The 22334-nt window shown below is 68.1% G+C and carries 20 protein-coding genes; 4 read left to right on the top strand and 16 right to left on the bottom strand.

The genetic code is table 11. The annotated features are described in order from the left end of the window. Nucleotides 1–7: 7 nt before the first annotated feature. The 7 genes from ACYVN4_RS04960 to ACYVN4_RS04930 all read right to left on the bottom strand — a co-directional run bounded on the left by ACYVN4_RS04960 (nucleotide 8) and on the right by ACYVN4_RS04930 (nucleotide 10173). Complete coding sequence (locus ACYVN4_RS04960) at nucleotides 8–2128, bottom strand: hypothetical protein (protein WP_460718024.1); 2121 nt, start codon at nucleotides 2126–2128, stop codon at nucleotides 8–10. Nucleotides 2129–2975: 847 nt separating this feature from the next. Further along, nucleotides 2976–4556 (bottom strand): FAD-dependent oxidoreductase, encoded by a 1581-nt coding sequence (locus tag ACYVN4_RS04955; RefSeq protein WP_460718023.1) that lies wholly within the window; start codon nucleotides 4554–4556, stop codon nucleotides 2976–2978. Between the two features lie 16 nt (nucleotides 4557–4572). Next, on the bottom strand, nucleotides 4573–5577 hold the full coding sequence (locus ACYVN4_RS04950; protein ID WP_460718022.1) for an AurF N-oxygenase family protein: 1005 nt from the start codon (nucleotides 5575–5577) through the stop codon (nucleotides 4573–4575). 160 nt (nucleotides 5578–5737) lie between these two features. Next, nucleotides 5738–6754 carry an Hsp70 family protein gene (locus ACYVN4_RS04945; RefSeq protein WP_460718021.1) on the bottom strand — a complete coding sequence of 339 codons (1017 nt, stop codon included), beginning with the start codon at nucleotides 6752–6754 and terminating at the stop codon, nucleotides 5738–5740. A gap of 335 nt (nucleotides 6755–7089) precedes the next feature. Continuing rightward, the gene (locus tag ACYVN4_RS04940; protein ID WP_460718020.1) at nucleotides 7090–8787 is read right to left on the bottom strand and encodes an N-acetylmuramoyl-L-alanine amidase; all 1698 of its coding nucleotides are present in this window, start codon (nucleotides 8785–8787) and stop codon (nucleotides 7090–7092) included. A gap of 290 nt (nucleotides 8788–9077) precedes the next feature. After that, nucleotides 9078–9539, bottom strand: coding sequence for a QcrA and Rieske domain-containing protein (locus tag ACYVN4_RS04935; protein ID WP_460718019.1), 462 nt, complete (start codon nucleotides 9537–9539; stop codon nucleotides 9078–9080). Nucleotides 9540–9615: 76 nt separating this feature from the next. After that, nucleotides 9616–10173 carry a sigma-70 family RNA polymerase sigma factor gene (locus ACYVN4_RS04930; protein WP_460718018.1) on the bottom strand — a complete coding sequence of 186 codons (558 nt, stop codon included), beginning with the start codon at nucleotides 10171–10173 and terminating at the stop codon, nucleotides 9616–9618. Nucleotides 10174–10359: 186 nt separating this feature from the next. On the opposite strand from ACYVN4_RS04930, the gene ACYVN4_RS04925 reads away from it, so the two are divergent. From ACYVN4_RS04925 to ACYVN4_RS04915, 3 genes are all read left to right on the top strand, one after another. After that, complete coding sequence (locus tag ACYVN4_RS04925; RefSeq protein ID WP_460718017.1) at nucleotides 10360–10740, top strand: hypothetical protein; 381 nt, start codon at nucleotides 10360–10362, stop codon at nucleotides 10738–10740. Between the two features lie 46 nt (nucleotides 10741–10786). After that, nucleotides 10787–11536, top strand: a complete 750-nt coding sequence (locus tag ACYVN4_RS04920; protein WP_460718016.1) for an SDR family oxidoreductase — start codon at nucleotides 10787–10789, stop codon at nucleotides 11534–11536. An 81-nt stretch (nucleotides 11537–11617) separates the two neighbouring features. After that, nucleotides 11618–12370: an alpha/beta fold hydrolase gene (locus ACYVN4_RS04915; RefSeq protein WP_460718015.1), complete on the top strand. Its 753-nt coding sequence runs from the start codon at nucleotides 11618–11620 to the stop codon at nucleotides 12368–12370. Between the two features lie 50 nt (nucleotides 12371–12420). On the opposite strand, the gene ACYVN4_RS04910 is transcribed toward ACYVN4_RS04915, so the two are convergent. The 4 genes from ACYVN4_RS04910 to ACYVN4_RS04895 form a co-directional block, all read right to left on the bottom strand. After that, nucleotides 12421–13764 carry a bifunctional lysylphosphatidylglycerol flippase/synthetase MprF gene (locus ACYVN4_RS04910; RefSeq protein ID WP_460718014.1) on the bottom strand — a complete coding sequence of 448 codons (1344 nt, stop codon included), beginning with the start codon at nucleotides 13762–13764 and terminating at the stop codon, nucleotides 12421–12423. A gap of 141 nt (nucleotides 13765–13905) precedes the next feature. Further along, complete coding sequence (locus ACYVN4_RS04905; protein WP_460718013.1) at nucleotides 13906–14868, bottom strand: DUF5996 family protein; 963 nt, start codon at nucleotides 14866–14868, stop codon at nucleotides 13906–13908. A gap of 29 nt (nucleotides 14869–14897) precedes the next feature. Then, a complete protein-coding gene (locus ACYVN4_RS04900; RefSeq protein WP_460718012.1) occupies nucleotides 14898–15551 on the bottom strand; it encodes an FMN reductase in 654 nt (217 codons plus the stop codon). Nucleotides 15552–15559: 8 nt separating this feature from the next. Continuing rightward, entirely contained in the window at nucleotides 15560–16693 is a 1134-nt protein-coding gene (locus ACYVN4_RS04895; RefSeq protein ID WP_460718011.1) for an LLM class flavin-dependent oxidoreductase, read from the bottom strand. Between the two features lie 318 nt (nucleotides 16694–17011). Here ACYVN4_RS04895 and ACYVN4_RS04890 point away from each other — a divergent pair, with 318 nt between their 5' ends. Then, on the top strand, nucleotides 17012–17374 hold the full coding sequence (locus ACYVN4_RS04890) for a hypothetical protein (RefSeq protein ID WP_460718010.1): 363 nt from the start codon (nucleotides 17012–17014) through the stop codon (nucleotides 17372–17374). Nucleotides 17375–17608: 234 nt separating this feature from the next. Here ACYVN4_RS04890 and ACYVN4_RS04885 read toward each other — a convergent pair whose 3' ends face one another. From ACYVN4_RS04885 to ACYVN4_RS04865, 5 genes are all read right to left on the bottom strand, one after another. Further along, nucleotides 17609–18556 (bottom strand): ARPP-1 family domain-containing protein, encoded by a 948-nt coding sequence (locus ACYVN4_RS04885; RefSeq protein WP_460718009.1) that lies wholly within the window; start codon nucleotides 18554–18556, stop codon nucleotides 17609–17611. 9 nt (nucleotides 18557–18565) lie between these two features. Next, entirely contained in the window at nucleotides 18566–18688 is a 123-nt protein-coding gene (locus tag ACYVN4_RS04880; RefSeq protein ID WP_460718008.1) for a hypothetical protein, read from the bottom strand. Next, a complete protein-coding gene (locus ACYVN4_RS04875) occupies nucleotides 18685–20001 on the bottom strand; it encodes a vWA domain-containing protein (RefSeq protein WP_460718006.1) in 1317 nt (438 codons plus the stop codon). The genes ACYVN4_RS04880 and ACYVN4_RS04875 overlap by 4 nt, the downstream gene beginning before the upstream one ends. A 92-nt stretch (nucleotides 20002–20093) precedes the next feature. Beyond that, on the bottom strand, nucleotides 20094–21206 hold the full coding sequence (locus tag ACYVN4_RS04870) for a zinc-binding dehydrogenase (protein ID WP_460718005.1): 1113 nt from the start codon (nucleotides 21204–21206) through the stop codon (nucleotides 20094–20096). Beyond that, nucleotides 21206–22330, bottom strand: a complete 1125-nt coding sequence (locus tag ACYVN4_RS04865; RefSeq protein WP_460718003.1) for an acyl-CoA dehydrogenase family protein — start codon at nucleotides 22328–22330, stop codon at nucleotides 21206–21208. Before ACYVN4_RS04865 ends, ACYVN4_RS04870 begins: the two co-directional genes overlap by 1 nt. Between the last annotated feature and the right edge of the window lie 4 nt (nucleotides 22331–22334).

Here is a 22334-nt window from a genome sequence, read left to right as displayed (position 1 = left end):
GTCGGGACTACTTGTGGCCACCGCCGCCACCTCCCCCGCCGCCACCGGAGTGGCCACCGCCACCGCCCATTCCGCCACCACCGCCCATGCCGCCTCCGCCCATACCGCCGCCTGAGCCGCCCATGCCGCCGCCGGTTCCGCCGCCCACGCCGCCACCGGCGTGGCTGCCGCCGGGTGCGGAGCCGCCGGAAGTTCCTGCGCCGCCGCCGATTCCACCGCCCGTGGGGGATCCGCCTCCCCCGGCCTGGCTACCGCCCGGACTCGAGCCGCCAGGGGCACCGCCGGGATTGCCTGCGCCCGCGCCGGTTCCGCTGCCGCCACCGGTTCCGGCACCCGAACCGGCACCGGTTCCACTGCCCGCTCCGGTTCCACCGCCAGCACCCGTGCCGCTGCCTGCGCCAGTGCCGCCCGCCCCGGCACCGCCGGGGGTCGAGCTGCCCGGTGCGCCGGTGTGGGCACCGGCCGGGTCGCCGGTTGCGCCGCCGCCTGTAGAAGTACCGCCGCCGGGCGTCGACCCGCCGGGGGCTCCACCGGAAGGCGTTCCGCCGGTGTTGGTTCCGCCGCTCGCGCCGCTACCGTCGCCCGCTGGGGCTCCGCCGGTGCTGCCCGGTTGGGTGCCACCCGAGGTACTGCCCGGTGTGGTGCCGCCGGGTTGAGCGGTGCCGGGTTGACCCGAGGCGGGCTGACCGGCGGCTGGCTGGCCTGCGGCTGGCTGGCCTGCGGCGGGTTGGCCCGAGGCGGGGTCACCGGCAGCCGGTTGGCCCGCGGCGGGTTGACCGGTGGCAGGTTGCCCCGAGGCCGGTTGGCCGGTTGCGGGCTGGCCGGTGCCGGGTGGCGTTGCGGCCGGTGGGGTGCCGGGTTGCGTGGCGCCCGGGGCGGTTCCGACCGGGAGGGTGCCGGAGATCGGTTGGACGGTGCCGGGGATGCTCACGGCGGGGAGTTTGGGGAGGGCGCCCACGGTCCAGGCGTAGTCCTGGAACGGCAGCGGGTTGGTGAACTGGGCCGGGTTGGCGTAGGTGACCGGATCCGGTGCGAGGGCTCGGGTTTCGCAGTGGGTGCCGCCGTTGGTGGTGTCGACCGGGCGGCCGTTGACCCAGGTCGAGGTGACCGTCGGGGCGACGGGGACATACGCGCGGACGGCGGCCACGGTCGCCACGGCGTGGGGGTGGGATCCGGGTGGCGCGGCGGCGTCCTCGAGGACTATCACGTCACCGGTGCCGAGAACGGCTGCGCCGGAAGGCGGTTCGGTCGGTTCGGGGGCGGCTTGCAGTCCGGGTGGCCCGGCGACCGGCCCGCCGAGGACGGTGGCCGCCGACATGGCCAGCGCGGAAGCGACTGCGGCACCGGAGATCACGGCGGCGCGCGGCGCGTAGCGGCCGATGGCCGAGCCGGTGTCGATGCTGCGGAACGCGGCGATGGCCGCACCCACCGCGGCGGTGTGCGCCGGGTCGGGCGACATGATGACCGGCCGACCGAGGTCGGCCAGCACCCGCGCCACCTCGGCGGGCCGGGCCGCACCGCCGATCAGCAGCACCCGGTCGATCTCGTCCATATGCAGTCCGGCCCGGTGTACGACCGAGCGCACCAGCCGTAGCGAATTGCGAATGTGCCAGCTGCGCAGGCGATTCGTGTCCGAGGCCGGGACCACGGCCGAGACCGGCTGGGTGTTCTGCGGCGCGATGCTGCGCGCGTAGCGGGCCAGCAGCGTGCCGAGCGGGCGGCCGCCGTACTCGTGCGAGCGTTCGGCCCGGCCGAGGATGCCGCGCTCGTCGACGTCCGCCTCGGTGCGCACCACGGCCAGGTCGAGGCTGTTGCCGCCGAGGTCGTAGACCAGGGTGAGCCCGGATTCGGAGATGCCGTATTCCTCGTCGAGCCATTCGACGGCGGCCACCGGCTCCGGCATGAGGGTGACGTCCGCCGCGCCGGACCAGTCCAGCGCCCGCCGCAATCGCGTGACGTGTTTGTCCGAATAGCAAGCGGGATAGGTGGTTACGGCGGGAGCCTCGGGCGCGTTCGTCTCGATGAGCCCGTTCACCACGGCGGCCACCAGATCCGCCGGGGACCAGATGCGCCCGCCGATGACCACCGGGTCCGGCTCGGACGTGAGATCGGCGAAGTCGGTGACCACCGGGGCGAATCGGGGAATTCCCCCGATATGTGGGCCGCCGGCGCTGTCGAAGGTGACAGCCGTCCGACGAACTCGCACCGCGGGCCGGTTCCGATCACCGGCCGTTGTCGCCCATACAGAGTTCACTGTGCCGATGCTCATGCCAAAGCCAACTGTCATCGCTATCCCGTCAACGCACCGAGACCACGGCCTCCACGGGCGTACCAACCATGTGGTCGCGGTCGTTTACCAAACAGCTGGTTCAGGTTAACTGGCGTTAGCGGGGGATGAATATCGAATCGGGGGAAAAGATTTCGCGTCCAGTAGCGAAGGTGGCGAATCTACTGGTCAGGCAATATCTCCAGCAAGATCGAATCCGACTGCGAGACAAAAGCAACCGAACAGTCTTTCTCGGTGGCTACGGTGCAGCGAATTTTTAATTCATACCAACCGGTAGGCAAGTAGTGTCCGAAAAACAAAACCGCAACGTCAGTTCGGGAGTGTGAATTACCGATCACTGGTCGGTAGCTACCCGGGAATCCCCCACGCGGGCCGCTTCACCGTCCGTGATTCGCGATGAAATCTTCTCTACTACCGCTGATGTCGTTCCGAGCAAACGCGGCATTACAACTCGCACAACGGCATCGGTATGTTGCGTACGCGGAGACCACGAGGATTCGCAGCCGAAGCCGTGCCGGATATGTTGCGTGGCGCAGAATGTCAGCGGGCTCGGCACAGGGACGGCACGGCGGTACGCCCGACTCGTCCCGAAAGTGCATATTTCGCACCAGAACCCGCCGGAATGACGAAGGCCGCCGTACGCGTGGGAGATTCGCGTACGGCGGCCTTATCCGACCTCAGGTCCGGTTCAGCGCCGCACGAGCAGCGGCAGCTTCCGGCGCGGCCGGTTCACCGCGCCGCCACGAATGGCGTGCGGCTGACGTTCACGGACCAGTCGATCGAAATCGCCTGCGTTCCGGCTCGGTTGAGTCAACCGACCGGCATTGAAATCGTCCACCAGCTGCCGCACGGTCTGCTGCGCACACGACTTGTTGGTGCCGATGAAACCGGTCGGCCCACGCTTGATCCAGCCGGTGACATAAGTACCGGGCACCACCGCGCCACCCGACTCCTCGGTCACCCGGCCGTCGGTGTTCGGCATGATCCCGGACCGCTCGTCGAACGGCAGCCCCGGCAACGCCACACCGCGATACCCGACCGAAGCCAGCACCAGCCCGGCATCGAGGGTCTCGACGTCCTCGGTGGCGACCGCGTGCACCCGGCCGTCATCGCCGGTGACGAGCTCATTGCGCACCACCTCGACCCCGGTCACCCGATCCACCCCGGCGATCGCCGTGGGCGCGGTCAGGTACCGGAACACGATCCGCTTGCGACCGCCTACCGGCCGATCGGCCAAGCCGCGCAACAGCTTCAGCTTGTGCTCGACCTTCTGCGACATGCCCTCGACAACGTCGGGAATCTCGCCCTCGACCACGATGTCGACGTCCGCGCCCAGCAGTCCCACGAATTCCGGCACGGTGAAGGCGGATTCGGCCGGACCACGCCGACCGAGAATCACGACCTCTTCGATATTGCTGCGCCGCAGCGCGATCAGCGCCCGCTGCGACACCTCGGTACCGGCCAGCAGTTCCGGATCGGTGGTCAGGATGCGCGCCACGTCGAGGGCCACATTGCCGTTGCCCACGATCACCGCGCGCCGCTGCGTCAGGTCGAAGTGCCGGGCGGCCTGCGCGGGATGGCCGTTGTACCAGGCCACGAAGTCGGTCGCGGAGACGCTGCCGGGCAGCCCCTCCCCCGCGATGCCGAGCTTGCGATCCGAGGACGCGCCGACGGCGTAGATCACCGCGTGGTGGTGCGCCAGCAACTCCTCGTGCGAAACATGCTCGCCCACATTGACATTCAGGTACGAGCCGAATCCCGGCTGCGCCGAGATCACATCGAAGAGCTCGCTCACCTTGCGGGTCTTGGTGTGGTCGGGCGCGACACCGAAGCGGGCCAGGCCGTACGGCGTGCTCACCCGGTCGAACACGGTCACTGAAACACCGGGCTGCGTGAGCAATTCGTCGGCCGCGTACATGGCCGAGGGTCCGGAGCCGATGACGGCCACCCGCAACGGTTCCCGGCGCTTGACCTCCGCCGCCGGAATCGGCTGGGCCAGCAGCGGCCGCGGCCGCTCCTGCCGGTAGAAGTCGGCATTGATCTCGATGAACGGAAGCTGTTCGTCCGTCAGCTTTTTCGTCGAGGTGATGGCGTCGACCGGGCACGCGGTGGCGCAGGCGCCACAGTCCACGCATGCCTGCGGGTCGACGTAGAGCATCTCCGCGGTCAGGAAGTCGGGCTCATCCGGCGTCGGATGGATGCAGTTGACCGGGCAGGCGTAGACGCACGAGGCGTCGCTGCAACAGGATTGGGTGACAACGTACGGCATTGGACGCTCCCCTTTCCTACGCGGCCTTGCCGGAGCGGATCGGCTCCGAGCGGTAACGCGAGGCCTGACCGTCGATGCCGAACAGCTTCCAGACCTGCTTGGAGATCGGGTTCATCAGGCCGATGTCCTTGGCCAGCGCGCGCACGTCGATGAAGTAGTCGCTGAAGACCTTCTTGGCGTCCTTGGAGCCGTAGAACAGCTCCTTGCGCACCGAGTCCGGAATGTCGAACTCCTGGAAGAACTTCTTGGGCGGGGTCGCGATGGAGCGGCCAAGGATGAACATGACGATCGGCATGGCGATCGAGAGCACGAAGCGGTTGCCGACATTGCCCTCGGGCACGTGCTGCTTGAGGAACTCGTGTGCGAAGGAGATGTGGCGCGCCTCCTCGGCGACGTGGATCGACATGACGCCGCGCATGATCGGGTGCACCTCCTCACCCGAGCGCAGGATCTGCTTCTGGATGTGGTCGATCGGCTCCTCGCCGGCGAGCACGGCCATGAAGAACAGGTTCGGGAACATGATCGCGATCGGGACGCCGAGCAGACGGAACTGCTTGACCAGCGGGCCCATGCCGGGCACGTCAGCGCCGATGCGGTTCACCATCTCCTGGAACATCAGGGTGTGGTTGAGCTCTTCGGACATCTCGTGGGTGCAGTACCGGAATTCCGGGTCACCGTTGGCGAGACCGAAGGTGTGGTTGACCATGCCGCTGATCAGGATGGACTCGAACTGCAGGCCGACCTTGGCGATATTGGCCTGGCGGTACTTGCCGAGCGCGATCTGCTGCTCGACCGGCAGCGACTGGTACCACTCGTGACGACCGAGCGGGTCCGCGGACTCCGGCAGGATCCAGCGCTCGGGACGGGCATCGGCATCGAAATCCGGGTTGTCCCAGTCGATGTCCTCGTAGGGGTCGAAGTGCTTGTTCACCGACCCCTCCGAAAGCAGGAGCAGCTTGTTGGCGTACTCCTGTGCTTCGGCCACCACGGGGTCTTCGATGGGCGTCGTGGTCGGAGACATCGTCGTCACCTCTCCAGTTTCGGGAAGCAGTTATCTGTTCCCCATAGTTACACCAAACAGGAGAGGCGTCAACAACGTGTTCGCACCATGCTTGCAGAAGTTAGCGGGACTTGGCATGTATATATACATAAACCCGCGAGTAGCAGGGCAAATGATCAGTTCAGAGGGCCGCCACCCGCACGACACGCCGGAACAACCCGGTGATCGAGTGATGGCGATGGCCTGAGGAATCCTGCTCGAGCAAGGCCTGCCGGGCCGCCAGCGCCGCACCGTCGGCGATCGTCCGCTCGGGATCCGAAGCCACCACCACCGGCCGCGCCAATTCCTTGGCGAGCACCTGCGCCACCTCCGGCGGACGGGCCGCGCCGCCGACCACCAGGATCCGATCCACATCCGCCATGGTCACATCCGCGATGCGCAGGCACTTGTAGACCAGCGCCAGCGAACGGCGAATGTGCTCGCTGCGCAGCTCACCAGAATCCGCGTCCGAGAGCCCGCGCGGCACCACCTGCGAACCCGAGGTGCGCCGCAACTTGCGGGCCACCATGTCGCCGAAGGCCCGGCCGCCGTATTCGACCGAATGCAACGGCAATCCGACCACCGGGTTGGTCGGGGTGCCCATGCCCACCCGCAGCAGCGTGATGTCCAGCCCCGAACCGCCGAGGTCGTAGACCAACGCCAAACCCGGTGTCAGCGGCCCACGTTCGGCGGCCAGCCAGGTGGCGGCGGCGATCGGCTCGGCCACCAGCGTGGCCTGCGACAACCCGACCCCGTCCAGCGCGGAACGCAGATCGGCGACCAGATTGGCGGAGTAACCGGCCGGATGGGTCACCGCGATACCGGCGTCCCCGTTGACCAGCGACTCGGCCGGGGGCTTGCCCAGCACCTCCGTGACCACGCTGAACGCCACCGTCGCCACCAGGTCCGCGGCCGAGAGCGCACGATGCCCGACCCGGGCGACGGGAGCCCCCCGCTGGGTGAGATCGGCGAATTCGGTGATGACGCGGCCGTGCCGGGGAATGCGGCCGACGCGTGCGGTACCGGAACTGTCGAAGGTGAGGGTGGTGCGCCACGTCGTGGGCGGAAGCTGGGCTCCGCGGCGGCCGGGCGGATGTTTTCCGGATCGATCGGCCGCTGTCGAGCAGACCGTATTCACCGTGCCGATAGACAAACCCACGCCGAACGCCATCATCCACCTCGATCTGTCGAGCCGTAATTGCCAGCGCGTCTGACCCGACCCGAATTCATGCAACTCCTGCGCCGGATGCTTGCCAACCACCGGACACGAAGTTGTCCGCACGTGCGCCGCATTACCGCGACAACCTGGCTGTCCAGGCCGTCGGCAGTCGTCCGGGCCCGCGCGTTTCGCGGTCGCGAAAAGTTTGCCCGGCTTCGTCTGTTCGCCGGATATGGGACAGAAGGTGCCGAATGGTCCGAAGGTGCCGGCGCGAACGAAAAAAGCCCCCGCCCTGGATGATCCAGAGCGGGGGCGAGAATGCGCGGAGCGGGTGACTACTTCGTGGCGGGCGTGGCCAGCATGTTCGTGCTCAGCACCGACACCACGCTGTAGGCGAGGTTGAGCAGGTCGGCACTGACACCCGTATTGCCCAGCAGCATCTTGGCCAGCGGGCCGAAGAACTTGATGGCCGACTGCACCAACGTGCTCATGGTGTCCACATCCAGTCCGCCACCGTCGGACTTCGACTTCGGCGACGGAGACGGCGGATTCGCCTGCACGCCAGGGCTGGCCGGGGCCGGAGCCTGCGCTCCACCCTGGGTGCCGGGCGTCTGCCCCTGAGTGCCGGGTGCTTGCCGTTGCGGCCCACGCGGATCCGAGACCGGCTTCACCGCCGGGGCCGCGCCCGGCACGCCACGCTGGGCCGGAACCACCTGCGGGGCCGCCGGTTGCGGCTGCGCCGCCTGACCCGGCTGCGCGGCGGGCGGAGTCTGAGCCTGCGGCGGGGTCTGGGCCTGCGGTGCGTTCCCGGCCCCCTGGGCCAGGCCCAGGAAGGTGTCGGCCAGCTGCTGGAAGGCATCCAACCCGCCCGAGAGCGCCGGATCACCCGGCTGCTGCGCCGGATTCGCCTGTGCCGGAGCGGGAGCCGCGGGAGTCTGTCCCGGTTGGGCCGGAGTCTGCCCCGGCAGCACCGGAGTCTGCGCCGACTGCCCGGGCGCCTGTCCCGGCACCTGCGCCTGCGGTTGCACCGGCGGCACCTGCGCGGGAGCCACCGGCCGCGGCGTTTCGGCCGGGGCCGGAGCCTGAGCCTGCGGGACCTGAGCCTGCGGAGCCACCGGCTGCGGCGTCTCCACGGGTGCCGGAACCTGAGCCTGTGGCACCTGTGCCTGGGCGGGCTGCGCCGGAATCGGCTGTCCCGGTTGGGTTCCCGGACCGGTCGCCTGCTCCGCGTCGGCGGGCACCGGCACCCCGAGCAGATACGACGCGATGCCGGTGACGATGGTGACCGCGTGTTTGAGCTGTCCCTCCGGGGTTTCCAGCTGTGCCGCGTCCTCGGCATTGGCGCCGTTGCCCATTTCGAGGAACACGTCCGGCACGGTGGTGAGCGCGGGACCGGCGATATCGGCGCGGGTCTGCAGTCCGTCGACCGCCCCGTTGTAGCCGGCCTCCTGATATCCGGCCTGCACGTAGGCATCTCGCATGGCCTTGGAGGCGGCCAGTCCCTTACCGGACTGCACCTCGCTGACCTTGGCGTCGGGCACCGGCAGCTGCGGCACGATGAGGTGGAAGCCGCGCCCGGAGGCGGGACCGCTGTCGGCGTGGATGCTGAGGGCGACGTCCGCGGCGGAGGCATTGGCCGCCTGCGCGCGTTCGTCGACGCAGCCACCCCAGCCGGTGTCGTCCGGCCGGCTCATGACCACGTGCGCGCCGAGTCCCTCGAGCGAGGTGCGGACCAGCTGCGCCACATTCCAGTTGATGGTGTGCTCGGCGACGCCGTGCAGGCTGGTCATGCCGGTGGTCTGGCACGCCTTGGTGCCACCGCGGCCATCACTGACCTGCTTGTTCTCGTCCTGAGTGTGATTCGGGCCCTGATGGCCCGGGTCCAGGAAGATGGTCTTCCCGGCGAGCTTCTGCGGCAGCTCGGGCAGTGCGGGTGCGGCCAGAGCAGCGACCGGAACGAGCCCGGCCGCGGCGGTGATCGCCGCCGCGGTAACGGCGGTGCAGATTCCGGCCTTAGTGATGCTTGGCTTCATAAGCGGACGGCGCTCGGGGCTGAGCGCCCCTCCCTTCCCACTAGTAACACCAGACCCAGCAGTTCACTCTGGTCACTCTGGCAACATCAGTTACCTTCTGGCAAGCTTCGTGATGAAACCGTTACACGTGGTCAGGCGTCCAGAAACAGCTGCTCAGAGCGCTGACGGACACAGCAGGCAAACGACCACCCCGCCCACTATCCCGCAAGCGGCAAGGCAGCCAGGGACGACGCGCCCGGAAAATTCCGAGCGCGGTCGCGACGCACCGTCTGGAACGAATGGAGCCGAAATTAAGCCGGGACGACCTTGTCGCCGTCTACGCGGACGGGCTTGGAGTCGAGGGCTCGGGGGGCGGGACCGCCCGCGACCGTGCCGTCGAGGTGGTAGCTGCTGCCGTGGCAGGGGCATTTGATCAGGCCGTCGGTGACCTCGTTGACCTTGCAGCCCAGGTGGGTACAGGTGGACGAGAAGCCCTGGAATTGGCCCGCGGTGGGCTGGGTGACAACGGTGTCGCCCGCGATGACGCCGCCTCCGACGGGGACGTCCTTGGTATAGGCCAGTTCGTCGCCGTCCTTCTTGGCGGCGGGGTCGTCGGCCTTGGCAGCGGTGGCATTGGGGGCGGCCGAGGCCGGTTGGTTCGACGTGCTGCTGCAACCCGCCACGGTGAGGGCGGTGGCGGCGACCGCGGTGGCGGCCAGGGCGGTACGGCGGTCCACGGCGAATCCGCCGGGGCTCAGGGTTTTCTCGGTCATCGGTAACTCCTCGCTCGGGGGCCGGACCGGTTTTCCGGCGGCCACTCTAGTTCGACGTGCGGGGAGCGCTACGGGTTCACGCGCTGACGGGCAGTCGGCGCAAGGAACGCAATGCGTAGTGCACGCGTGTTTTGACGGTGCCGACCGGTATGCCCAGGTCCGCGGCCACGTCCTGATAGGCGCGATCACGCAGGATGACCTGCACGACCGCGTCGCGCTGGGGCGGCGGGAGCTGCTCCAGCAGATCGGCGACCAACAGACCGTCGGTCAGATCTTCCACGAAATCGGGGCGGGCACAGTGATTTTCGGTCTGTTCCCCGATCTCGTCCCAGCTGGTGTCGCCGGGGCGGGACGCCCGGAAGCGGGCGGTGTCGATGAGGACGTTGCGTTCGATGGTGAGCAGCCAGGTGCGCACGCTGCCCCGATTCGGGTCGTAGCTGGCGCAGGCCCGCCACGCCCGCAGCAGGGTCTCCTGCACGGCGTGCTCGGCCAGACCCGGGTCGCCGAGGCGACTCATGGCCCGCCAGTGCAACAGGCCGCGATCGGCGGCGAGCACCGCCGCCAGGCCCGCCTCGGTACACAACCGGGCACAATCGCCGGTACATCCGGTCGCGACCGGGCGAAGTCTCTCCATGCCTTGAATATCGTTTCGGAGCCCGAAAGAGCATCGCCCGCGATTGTTCAATTGCCGAAATCCGGCGATTTCCCGAAAACAGACCGAATTTTCTGATAGACCCCTCCCCGGGAGAACGCGGGGATCACCCACACGCCGCACGCCGGGAACCGTGCGGTGCAGTGAGCTGCTCAGGGAGGCAAAATCGTGCGTGCAGGCGCGCTCTTGACCGCGGGAGCATTCGCATCCGCGCTGACCATCGCCGGATCCGGAATCGCGGCGGCCGAACCCGCCACCGATATCACGGTGGACGGGACCTATCTGGTCAATGTGGATATCAAACCGGGGACTTATATCGGCGACGGGACGCCGGATCCGGGCACAGGTGGCTGCTTCTGGCGGCGGCTGTGGAAGATCCAGACGCCACAGGATTATCCGGACCCGAACTACTACATCATCGCCAGCGATTTCGTCCGGTCGAAGCCGGTCGTGGTGGAGATCAAGGCGACGGACGTCGGCTTCTCGACCGTGAACTGCGGGGCTTGGCACCTGCAACCGGTCCAGCCGAACACGGGCTCCGCCGGATAACCCTTCTCCGGCGAAGGAAACCCGTAGGCGCGGTTAGGGTGGCGGGATGAGCAGGCAGAAGATTCTCATCACCGGCGCCAGTTCCGGCTTGGGCGCGGGCATGGCCCGCGAATTCGCACGGCGCGGACGAGATCTCGCGCTGTGCGCCCGCCGGGTGTCGAACCTGGAGGAACTGCGCGACGAGCTGCTCGCCGCGCATCCAGGCATCACCGTCGCGGTGCGCGGGCTCGACGTCGACGACCACGCGGCCATCCCCAAGGTCTTCGAAGAGTTGGCCGCCGAACTCGGCGGCCTGGACCGGGTCGTGGTCAATGCCGGCATCGGCAAGGGCGCCCGCATCGGCACCGGCCGCGCGGACGCCAATCTCGCCACGGCCACCACCAATTTCGTGAGCGCACTCGCGCAGGCCGAGGCCGCCATGAGCATCTTCCGCCAACAGAACGCCGGTCACCTGGTGCTCATCTCGTCCATGAGCGCCGTGCGCGGCCTCCCCGGCAAGAAGGCCGCCTACGCCGCCAGCAAGGCGGGCATGACCGCGCTGGGCGAGGGCCTCGCCATCGAACTGCGCCGCACCCCGATCAAGGTGACAACCGTCCAGCCTGGCTTCATCGCCACCGACATGGCCGCCAAGGCCGGAGACGCCAAGCTCGTCGCCCCGCTGGACAAGGGCGTCAACGCGATGGTCGCCGCCATCGAACGCGAGGCCGTGCGCGCCTCGGTGCCCGAATGGCCGTGGCGGGTACTGGCATTGGTGATGCCACTACTGCCCCGCGCAGTCGTGGCACGGATCGGCTGAGCCGAGCCTCTCGCCGCAGTCCCGGTCACGTTCCCGTCGTTGCGGCGTCGGCCTCCTCCGGGCATGACTAGCATCGCGGCCATGGCGAAGTTCACTACCTGGGACGGACTCGAACTCAACTACACGGTGTGGGAGGGCGAGGGTGTGCCGGTGGTCCTTCAGCACGGGATTGTGGCTGACACCAATGCCAACTGGATGAGCGTCGGTGTCGTGGCCGCACTGCGGAAGGCCGGGCATCACGTCATCTCGCTGGATGCTCGGGGCCATGGGCGGTCGGAGAAGCCGCATGATCCGGCGCGGTACTCGTGGCGGTTCATGGCCGACGATGTGCGGGCGCTGTTCGACGAGCTGGGGCTGGATCGGGTTGCGCTGGTGGGTTATTCGATGGGCGGGATCATCTCGCTGCTGGTCGCGAGCGCGGACAAGCGGGTGGAGCGGCTGGTCATCGGCGGCATCGGTAGCGGTGTGGTGGACTGCGGCGGCATCGATTGGCGTGTCATTCAGGCCGACGACATCGTCAATGCCATGACGGGCGACATCGGCGACGCTGTGCCGCAGGCGCGGATGTTCCGGACGCTCGCCGACGCGCTGGGCGCGGACCGGGAGGCTATTGCCGATGTCGCCGCCGGAATCAACGAGGCGCCGATCGAAAACCTCTCCGCCATCACGATTCCCACCCTGGTGCTGGCGGGCGACGCCGATCCGTTCGCGGCCGAACCCGAACGTCTCGCCGCCGCCCTGCCCGATGGCCGATGCGTGGTCGTCAAGGGCGATCATCTCGCCGCCGTCGCCGACCCGGCCTTCTCTAACGCGATTGTCGACTTCCTGGCGTGAGAATTGGCCTGATACTCACGGACTCTCGGAGTTTTGCCCGTGAGAGTTGTTCAGTGTTGCTTCCGGTGCGGGACGAACTCGAGGGTGAGCAGCGCCGCCGCCACGATCAGCACCTCGCGCCAGCGCAACAGCACGTAGCGCTGATCGCTGAAAGCGTTGAACTTGCGCAGGAATCGGTACAGCGATTCCAGCCGGATCAGCGGATCCCCCGCTCGCACCGCCAGATACACCGTCTGCATGGTCCGCGACCGCTGCTTGTCGGCGAAGATCTCCGGAAATGCCGCGAACGCCAGCGAGATTCGCTTGATGCCGTGTTCGCGCGCGTACTCCGTCAGGTCGACGATCATGCGTTCGTCGAGCCCGTTGGGTGCGTCGTGCCGCCGCCACGGCACGTCCAGACTGAGTTCCTGCCCGTTGCCGGACATGCCGTAGCGCTGGAAACCCACCACCCGGCCGTCGGCGTCGCGCGCCAGCACCACCAGCATGCCGGGGTGCCGTCCGTCGAGCAGGTGATCGAGGATCATCGAGAAGCCGCGGGTCTGCCGCCCGTGTCCCCATTCGTCCACGATGGACAGCAGGGTTTCGCGCAGGGGTTCGGTGAGCGCGACCTCGGGCAGGATCTCGGTGGTCACACCGAAGTTCTTGGTGCGGCTCACGGCCTGACGCAGATTGCGGAACTTGCGCCCGACCATGTCGAACCCGCCGACCTCGACGACGACGTCACGCCCGATGGCGATGGCCCGCAGCCCACGATGGTCGACCGCGCGCCGCTGCCAGATCTCGGTGACCATCGGACTGGCGCCCAGCACCGCGATCTTCCAGCCGTGGCTGCCCGCGAAAAGCGAGAATTCGGTGAGCAATTCGGGGAACCGGTCGGCGTCGCCGATGGGATCGCCCGCGACGACGGCGATTCCGAAGCGCGCCCGGTAGGCGATGGCCGCGGAGCCGTCGGCATTGAAGAAGTAGCTCTTGGAGGAGTGCAGTGCGAAGGGCGCCAAGGGATCTCCCTGACTGCGTCGCACCAGCTCGGCCACCCGCGGCAGTTGTTCGGGCTGCGGCTTGCTGCCCTGCGGGAGAACCAGGATCGCGCCGCTGGCCGCGAGGAAGACGAAGCCGACGGCGGGATGTTCGGTCCGGTAGGCGAAGTTCGAGATGACCAGGGTGACCGCGGCCCCGGTGAGATGCGGCAGCGTGATGGGTCGACGCAGGTACAGCCCGCGCGCCACGAACAGTCCGGCGAAGGACACGGCCACGAACCAGCCGTGATCGTCGCCCTCGCTGGAGGCTCGTTCGGCCGCCCACACCAGGATCAGGCTGCCGAGCACGAGCGCGCCCATCAAACCGACGCGGGTGGTGGGGCCTGCCGTGAAGGTTGTTTCCCGGTACGCGGTCATTGTCGGATTCGGTATGCGTTCCTCACGCATCTGGACCCCTCTTCTCCACACGCGAAAGCCGTTTGGGCCCTCTCCCCATGGTGATCATCCCATGACTCCTCTTCGACACACTATGCCGGAGAGACGATTCGGAGCACGTGGTTATTCCGGCCCGCCCAACCTGGGTGAGGTCAATACGGGATCGGTAATGCCATTGTGGCAGGCCAGACCGACAGCATCCCACCCTGCGAGACGCGAACCGGATTCGTAGGCGGACTGGAAGAAGCCCAGCGCGGTGCCGACCGGATCGGCGGCCGTGCGGACATCGTCGTAGGGCAGATAGGCGCTGTGCCCGGAGCCCGACGCCACCCATTCGGCGGTGGGCGGGCGCAGCGGTTGCTCGGACAGCCCGGTGGGTTCGGGTGCGGTGTAGGAGTAGAAGGTCGGCGCGGGCACCTTGTCGTCGCCGAACCAGAATCCGGCGCTGATCACCTCGCGGGAATAGGCTTCCCGGGTCACCGGATCCACGCTGTCGGGCATGTCGATCTTGCGGTCGGAGAACCGCTGCACCGCGAGATCGAAGGTGTGCCAGAACACTTGGACCGGCGAGATCTTGCCCGAGTAGGTGGCGCTGAACTGTTCGAGGATGCGACCCACCTGGCTCTGCACCCGGAAGGCGCGCTGGGCGGCGACCGGGTCGTAGTGGTGGTGTTCCTCGTCCTCGTCGAAGGGCCGCCCGTGGTCGGGCAGGTCGAAGGGGGTGGGGTAGGCGAGTTCGACGTCGACTCCGAGATTGCGCAGCCCGTTCATGACCTCGATGTAGAAGCTGGCCACCGACTGCCCACCGAGCGGGATCTCCTCCCGGGTGCCGCGATCGTTCGAGATCCGCAGCACGTGGTCGAAGAAGTCGAATTCGCAGGTGAACACGGGTCCCTCGGTGGCGGTGCCGAGGGCGACGGTGGTCCAGCCGCGTGCGGTCAGCCGATAGGTCATGTGCCACCAGTGGTTGCGGCGAATGCCCTTGGCCAGCGCCACCTTGCCGACGATCTGGGCGTAGCGGTGCAGGGTTTCCTTCGTGGGCCGCCAGGAGTCGAGCGGGATGGCGGGCAGAATTTCCTCGACCATGTGAGTCATGCTACCTAGCTATCGATTGGTTAACGGTCGTCGCCGGTGTGCCCGGCGAGCAGTTCACTGAACGGCCGGACCGCGCCGACGCCATTGCCCGAGGTGCGATGCCGAATCGGCTCGTCCTGCAGAAAGCCCTGCACGGCGACCGGTTCGGCGACCACGAGCTGCGCGAGTTCGGCGGCGGCCCGGTGGACGCGCTCGCCGAGACCGGTCGAGCCGAAGTCCTCGGTGGCGGCGAAGACGCCGGTCGGCACCACCACCGCGCGCAGGTAGGTGAACAGCGGCCGGAGCGCGTGATCGAGTACGAGCGAATGCCTGGCAGTCCCCGCGGTGGCGGCGATCAAAACCGGCATGCCGTTGAGCGCGTCGGTGTCGAGGATGTCGATGAACATCTTGAACAGCCCGCTGTAGCTGGCGGTGAAGACCGGCGTCACGGCGATCAGGCCGTCCGCGGCCGATACCCGTTCGCGCGCGGCCGACACCGCGGGGGTGGGCAGTCCGGTGGTCATGGTGGTGGCGAGATCGGCGGCCAGTTCCCGCAGTTCGATGACGTCGATCTCGAGGCTCTCCCCGCGCCCGCCCACCGCCGCGGTGACCGCGGCGGCGAGCTGGTCGGCGAGCAACCGGGTGGAGGAGGGCTGCGACAGTCCGGCGGTCAGCACGACCAGCTTGCGACTCATGCTCGTCCTCACTTCTCTTCGGCGAGCACACGCTCGCGGGCGGGTTCGACCAGGTGGTGCGGGGCGTCGGGACCGGCGGCGACCAGCGACGCGTGGGTGGGCGGATCGCTCGGCACGTCGAGGGGGCGGCGCGCCTCGAACTCCTTGCGCAGCACCGGGACCACCTCCTTGCCGAGGATCTCGAGCTGCTCGAGCACCATCTCCAGGGGCAGCCCGGCGTGATCCATCAGGAACAGCTGCCGTTGGTAATCGCCCACATTGTCGGCGAAGCCGAGGGTGCGTTCGATGACCTGCTCCGGCGTGCCGACCGTGAGTGGCGTCATCTCGGTGAAGTCCTCCAGCGACGGGCCGTGTCCGTAGACGGGCGCGTTGTCGAAGTAGGGCCGGAAGATCCGCTTGGCCTCGGCCTCGGTCTCGGCCATGAAGACCTGTCCGCCCAGTCCGACGATGGCCTGTTCGGCCGCGCCGTGCCCGTAGTGCTCGAAGCGGCGACGGTAGAGCGTCACCATCTGCTTGGTGTGCTCCGGGTTCCAGAAGATGTTGTTGTGGAAGAAGCCGTCACCGTAGTAGGCGGCCTGCTCGGCGATCTCGGGCGTGCGGATGGAGCCGTGCCAGACGAAGGGCGGGGTGCCGTCCAGCGGCGCGGGGGTGGAGGTGTAGCCCTGCAGCGGGGTGCGGAACTTGCCTTCCCAGTTGATGTTCCGTTCGCGCCACAGCCGCCGCAGCAGGTGGTAGTTCTCGATGGCCAGCGGGACGCCGTCGCGAATGTCCTTGCCGAACCACGGGTAAACGGGGCCGGTGTTGCCGCGGCCCATCATCAGGTCGGTGCGGCCGCCCGAGAGGTGCTGCAGCATGGCGAAGTCTTCGGCGATCTTCACCGGGTCGCTGGTGGTGATCAGCGTGGTCGCGGTGGACAGGATCAGGTTGTCGGTCTGCGCGGCGATGTAGCCGAGCATGGTGGTCGGCGAGGACGGGACGAAGGGCGGGTTGTGGTGCTCGCCGGTGGCGAAGACGTCGAGTCCGACCTCTTCGGCCTTGCGGGCGATGGCGACCATGGCCTGGATGCGCTCGGCCTCGGTCGGGGTGCGGCCGGTGGTGGGGTCCATCGTCACGTCACCGACGCTGAAAATTCCGAACTGCACGAGTCCTCCTCGGATCACTGCCACCTCTGGCATCTTTGACCATTTCCATTTTGGTGGATATGGCAACCAGTTGAACCGGGGTACCCGCGCGGGTATTCCGGGGCGTGATTCGCGCCACTGGCCGCCACACCGGGCGACCCGCCGCGCGGTGGCCGAATTCCGGTGGCACCTGCTCGTTCAGGCTCCCGAGTACGGCGAAGTACCCGCAAACTCTCTGCGGGTAGAGCGAAACGCGCAGTAGTGCAAGATCTTTCGAAGTATCCTGAATATTCCCCGCGCAACGCCGGAGATGTCGAGCATGGACAGGGGGTAGATCCGATGGCGGACAACACCGTCGGCACGGCATATGCCGTCGTCGTGACCGCGGTCGCCGATCCGATGCAGGTGGAGGGCCTGGAGTGGGATCGTGCGGTGGAATACCTGCCCAGCATCGACTCGCACACCATGCGGAAGTGGGTGCGCGCCCAGGAGTCCGGGCCCGGCACGCGGCGGGGGGTGGTGATCCCCGGCCCGCAGCGGCGGGTCGGCCCGCGTCAGCCCTATCGCGAAGTCTGTGTGCCCTCGGCCGAATATCAGCTGTTCAGTGCGGCGGTGCGGACCAATCGGCGGCGCGCGCTCGCGACCACCTGCCCAGAGGAAGAAGCTCGTCAGCGAGATCGCGTGCTGTCCACCGCGCACTGACATCGCCGAAAGGTACTGATGCCGAAATCGCCTGTGACAGGGCGAATGCCCGGCGCGAGGGGTCTCGCCGGGCATTCTCCGGAGTAAGGACGGGACAGGCGGCCGACGCGGTGGTGGGGCGTTATTCGCTGACAAGGCGATCTGCTTGATCTGGAATCAAGATGGATCCCATCGTGCCCGGCTCAGTTCCCGTACTCCCTATTCAATCCCCTGTTCGGTTGTGCCGCAAGCTATTTAATTCACCGCGAAGAGGGACGCGTACACCGGGCGGTCGTGCTCGGTGACCACCTGGCCCGCGAGCTGCGCACCGGTGAGGGTGTGCAGGCGCAGATCCAGGTAGCGCTCCTGCTCGACACCGGTCATCGCGGTGTCGGCGGGCATCCACGAGCCGAGCCGCTCGACGTGACGCTCCCGGTTGCGGGTCAGCTCGGCCCGCAACTCGGCGAGGTCCCGCACCGCGAACGGCTCGGGCGCGGGCTGCGGCGGCTCGGCCCGCCAGGCGGCGACACCGTAGGCGAAACACACCAGCGGCATCCACATTTCGGCGAAGTACCGTGCGTCCGGCGCGATCTCCAGCCCCGCGAACTGCTCGCCGACGAAGAACAGCGCACCCAGCTGACCGGGCAGCAGTTCGAGGCGGCTACGGAACTGGGTGAGCACCGCACGCTTGCGCGTGAGGATCTGCTCCAGATGCCCGCGCGCCGGCAGCCCGTACCGACTGTTGACCGCCGAAATGTCCTGCCACAGCTTCGAATACCCGGGCTTCCCATGCAGCGCGAGCGCCCTGGCCCGCAACTCCACCGGCAGCACGAAGAACCACTGATCGCGCCCCTCCAGATATCCGCCCTGCGCCGCCTGCACACAGCACGCATCCTCGAACAGCCGCGTCTCCCCCGCCCCCATCAACGCGGCCGAGCACAGCGCATGATTCTGCGCCCCCTCCTGGATGTACCCGATGTGCAACGGCACGATGGCCACCCCGCCGGGCGCACCATTGTGCAACTCCACACTCCCGTACCCCACAACGCGATTCAGCTTCAACCCCGACCGCGGCGGCACGATCCCCGGCCGCTCCGGCCCGTGAATCGGCACCATGGTCAGCGCTCCCGCCACCTGCGGCAACCCCAGCCGATATCCGGCCAGGTCGACCGGAGCGCCGACGAGAGTATCGAGACGAGTCATGATGAGCTCCTATCCGGTCGAACCGACCGGGGTCCGCGCGAGCGCGTCGAAATGAGTAATGAGGCGGCGCTCGAACCAGATCGGCCCGCCGAGTCGGACGATCCTGTCGAGTGCGGAAACGAGTCCGGTCATCGAGATGCTCCTTCCGGTCGAGCGTCGAGGAAACGGTGGGTGGCGGTGCGGATCCAGTCCGCGCCGCCCGGGGTGCGGGCGAACAGCCAGGGCAGCAGGGCGGCGAAATCGTCCTGGTGCCAGAAGGCCGAGGTGGGCAGGGCCGGTGCGGGATCGCGTAGGGTGCGATCGTCGCTGCCGGTGAACAGGGCCTGGCACAGCACGATCGGGGTGTGGACGCCGATGGTCGGCAGGGTTGCGACGACGCGGGCCAGGTCGCCCGGCAGCCGGTTCTCGTAGCCGTCGGTGACCACGACCACCAGGTCCGGGGTCGAGTTCGCCTGTGGAGTGCGGGCTTCCAGAGCATCGAGGACTCCGGTGGCAAGGTCGGTGGGGCCGGTCTGCCCGGCACCGACCTCGATCACGGTCAACTGCTCGCACAGCCTCGCCAGGACCAGGCGCAGAGCCTCGGCCTGGGAGAGCAGCGCCCATTCACGGTCGCCGTAGCCGCGCATGGAGTCGGTGGCGTCCAGGACCAGGGCGAGATGGCCGCGTACGCGTGGCAGCTCACCGACGGTGCGGTCGACGTATCCAGCCAGGGCGGAAGCCAATTCGCTCGGCGAGCCGCCTCGGTAGAGGTGAACCAGCGTGGCAGCGATGTCGCCGCGGTTGGTGACGGTGACGACGGGCTCGCGCACGCGGACCGTCTCCAGCGGGGCGACCGGCTCGGTGAGCACGGGGACACCGTGGGTGCCGGGGGCATACAGCTGACGGAGCCGCTCCACAGCTCGCTCCGGATTCGTGGTGAAGCGCAACAACTTTCGGTGCAGTTCGAACGAATCGGTGGTGCCGTCGGTGATGTGGCGCAGGCAGGCTCGGGCGGTGTTCTTGCCGAGGGCGTGCTCGAGGCAGTCGCGGAGGGCGGGGCGGCGGGCGGCGATGAGGAGTTCGGCGTCGGGGTGGTCGAGGACGAAGGCTACGGTGGCGCGGGTGACGTGCTTGTGGTTGGCACGGTGGCGGCGCACGGCCAACAGGACGGTGATCACCTGGGCTGGCGGCAGGCCGAAAAGCAGTGCGCGCGTGGCCTTGTCGAGGATCGCGCGAGTGGGTTCGGGCAGGCCGGCGCGGGAGCTGAGGAGGGTTTGCAGCAGGGCGCGGGCGCGCTGGGTTTCGTGCACGCCGGGGACCAGGGCGGTCAGCAGGTAGCTTTCGGGGTCGGCGGCGTGGGCGGCCCGGTGGAATTCCGCGTCGTCCCACGCCACGGCACCGGCCCGGGACAGCGTCAGGGGCGCGCCGTGGGTGCGGAAGTGGTCGAGAATTGCTGCGGTGTTCACCATCGCAGTATGCGAGCGCCGCACCGGGGAAATCCATTGATTATCGGTGCGGCGCTCGCGACGATTAACGCTGTGGCACAGCCATTCTGGATTCAGGGTTGGTCGAACAAAATGATTTGACGAACAGCCTTTCCGTCTGCGAGAAGATCCATGGCCGCATTGATTTCCTCGAGCCGAATGCGGGAGGAGATCAATTTCTCGACCGGCAGCCGCCCGTCCCGCCACATCTGCTCGTAGCGCGGAATATCCCGGGCCGGGACCGCGGAACCGAGATAGCTGCCGACAATGGTGCGGGCCTCGGCGGTGATGCTCAATGGCGGCAGGGTCACGGTCGAATTCGGGCCGGGCAGTCCGACAGTGACGGTCATGCCACCGGGTTCCGTTGCCGCGTACGCGGTTTCGAATGCCGCCGGATGCCCGGCGCATTCCACCACGTATCGCGCCCGCACCGACTCTTCCGCGATCTTTTCGGGCGTGTAGGTTTCGGTCGCCCCGAGCTCCTTCGCCATCGCCAGTTTGTCGGCCATCCGGTCGACGGCGATGATCCGTTCCACACCAACGGCTTTCGCGGTGAGCAGCGCCGCCATGCCGACCCCGCCGAGCCCGACCACCATGAGGGTGTCCTCGGGTCGCGGCTTGGCCACGTTGAGCACTGCTCCACCGCCGGTCAGCACGGCGCAGCCGAACAAGGCCGCGACCTCCGGCGGCACCGAATTGCCCACCGGCACCACCGAAGCCCGATCCACCACGGCATGCGTGGCGAATCCGGACACCCCGAGGTGATGGCGAACCCGGGATCCGCCGCGCGACAGATGCCCGGCGTGATGCAGCAGTTCGCCCGCGGTATTGCTGCGAGCGCCTGCGGCACAGGGCAATTGCCCGTCACGCGCGCAGGCGTCGCACTGTTCGCAGCGCGGCAGGAAGCTCATGACCACCCGTTGCCCGATGAGCAGATCGGCGACCCGCTCGCCGACCGCCACCACGGTGCCCGCGGCCTCGTGGCCGAGCAGCATGGGCAGCGGTCGCGGCCGATTGCCGTCCACCACACTGAGATCCGAGTGGCACAGCCCGGCCGCCTCGATGGCGACCAGCACTTCGGTGGGTCCGGGATCGCCGAGTTCGAGTTCGCACACGGTGATCGGCCGCGAGTCGGCGTAGGGCCGCTCGCGTCCGATCTCCTCCAGTACCGCGCCGCGAATGTGCATCAGATTTCGACCATCTGGTAGTCGGCGACGTAGCTGCCGAGGTAGCGCAGGTGGTCGGTGGAGTCACCGAGGGTGTGCTCGATGGCGGTGAGCCGGGCGGTGTAGTGGCCGACCGGGTATTCGTCGGTCATGCCGATGCCGCCGTGCAACTGGATGGCCTCCTGCCCGATGTGCTTGGCGGAGCGGCCGATCCGCAGTTTGGCCCGGGAGGCGACGACCGGGTCGACGATGCCGTCGGCCAGCGACATGGACGCGTACATGCTCATGCCACGCGCCAGTTCGAGGGAGACGTACATGTCGGCGGCGCGCTGGGTCAGCGTCTGGAAGCTGCGCAGGGCAACGCCGAACTGCTTGCGGGTCTTGAGATATTCGGCGGTGAGCCGCAGCGACTCCTCCATCGCGCCCACGGCCTCGGCGCACAGGGCGGCCTGCGCCCCGGCGAGGGCGGCCTGGATGGCGGCGGAGGCATCGCCCGGCTCGCCGAGCGGGACCGCCCGCGCGCCGTCGAATGCGATGTCCGCGCCGCGCTGCCCGTCGTGGGTGGCGTACGCGCTGCGCCGCACGCCCGGGTCGGCCGCATCGACCAGGAACAGGTCGATGCCGCCTTCGACGGCGGCGCTCACGATGAGTAGATCGGCGCAATCACCGTGGGAGACCGGAGTCTTGCGGCCGGTGATCCGGTAGCCGTCCTCGCCGCGCACCGCGTGGGTGGCGGTGTCGGCCGACGGCCAGCGCAGCCCCGGTTCACCGTGCGCGAAGGCGAGTTTCAGCTCACCCTCGGCGATGCGCGGGAGCAGGTCCTTGCGTTGGGTGTCGTCGCCCACGGTCGAGATGAGCCAGCCCGGCAGGAGCGCGCAGTCGAGCACCGGTTCGGGGGCGAGGCTGCGGCCCAGTTCGGTCATGACGAGCATGGCCTCGATAGGACCGGCGCCCATGCCGCCGTCCTCCTCGGCGAAAGTCAGTCCGAGCAGACCGATTTCGGCGAAGGTGGCCCAGATCTTGGGGTCCCAGCCAAGTTCGGTGCCGACGACTTCATTGCGGCGCTCCGGGGTGTAGCCACGCGCGAGCACGTCACGTACGGTGTCGCGGAGCATTTCCTGTTCGGGGGTGAGATCGAAATCCATGATG

Source organism: Nocardia heshunensis, assembly GCF_054782115.1.
The sequence above is the reverse complement of the archived record's forward strand: the minus strand, read 5'-3'. Positions and strand labels throughout refer to the sequence as shown.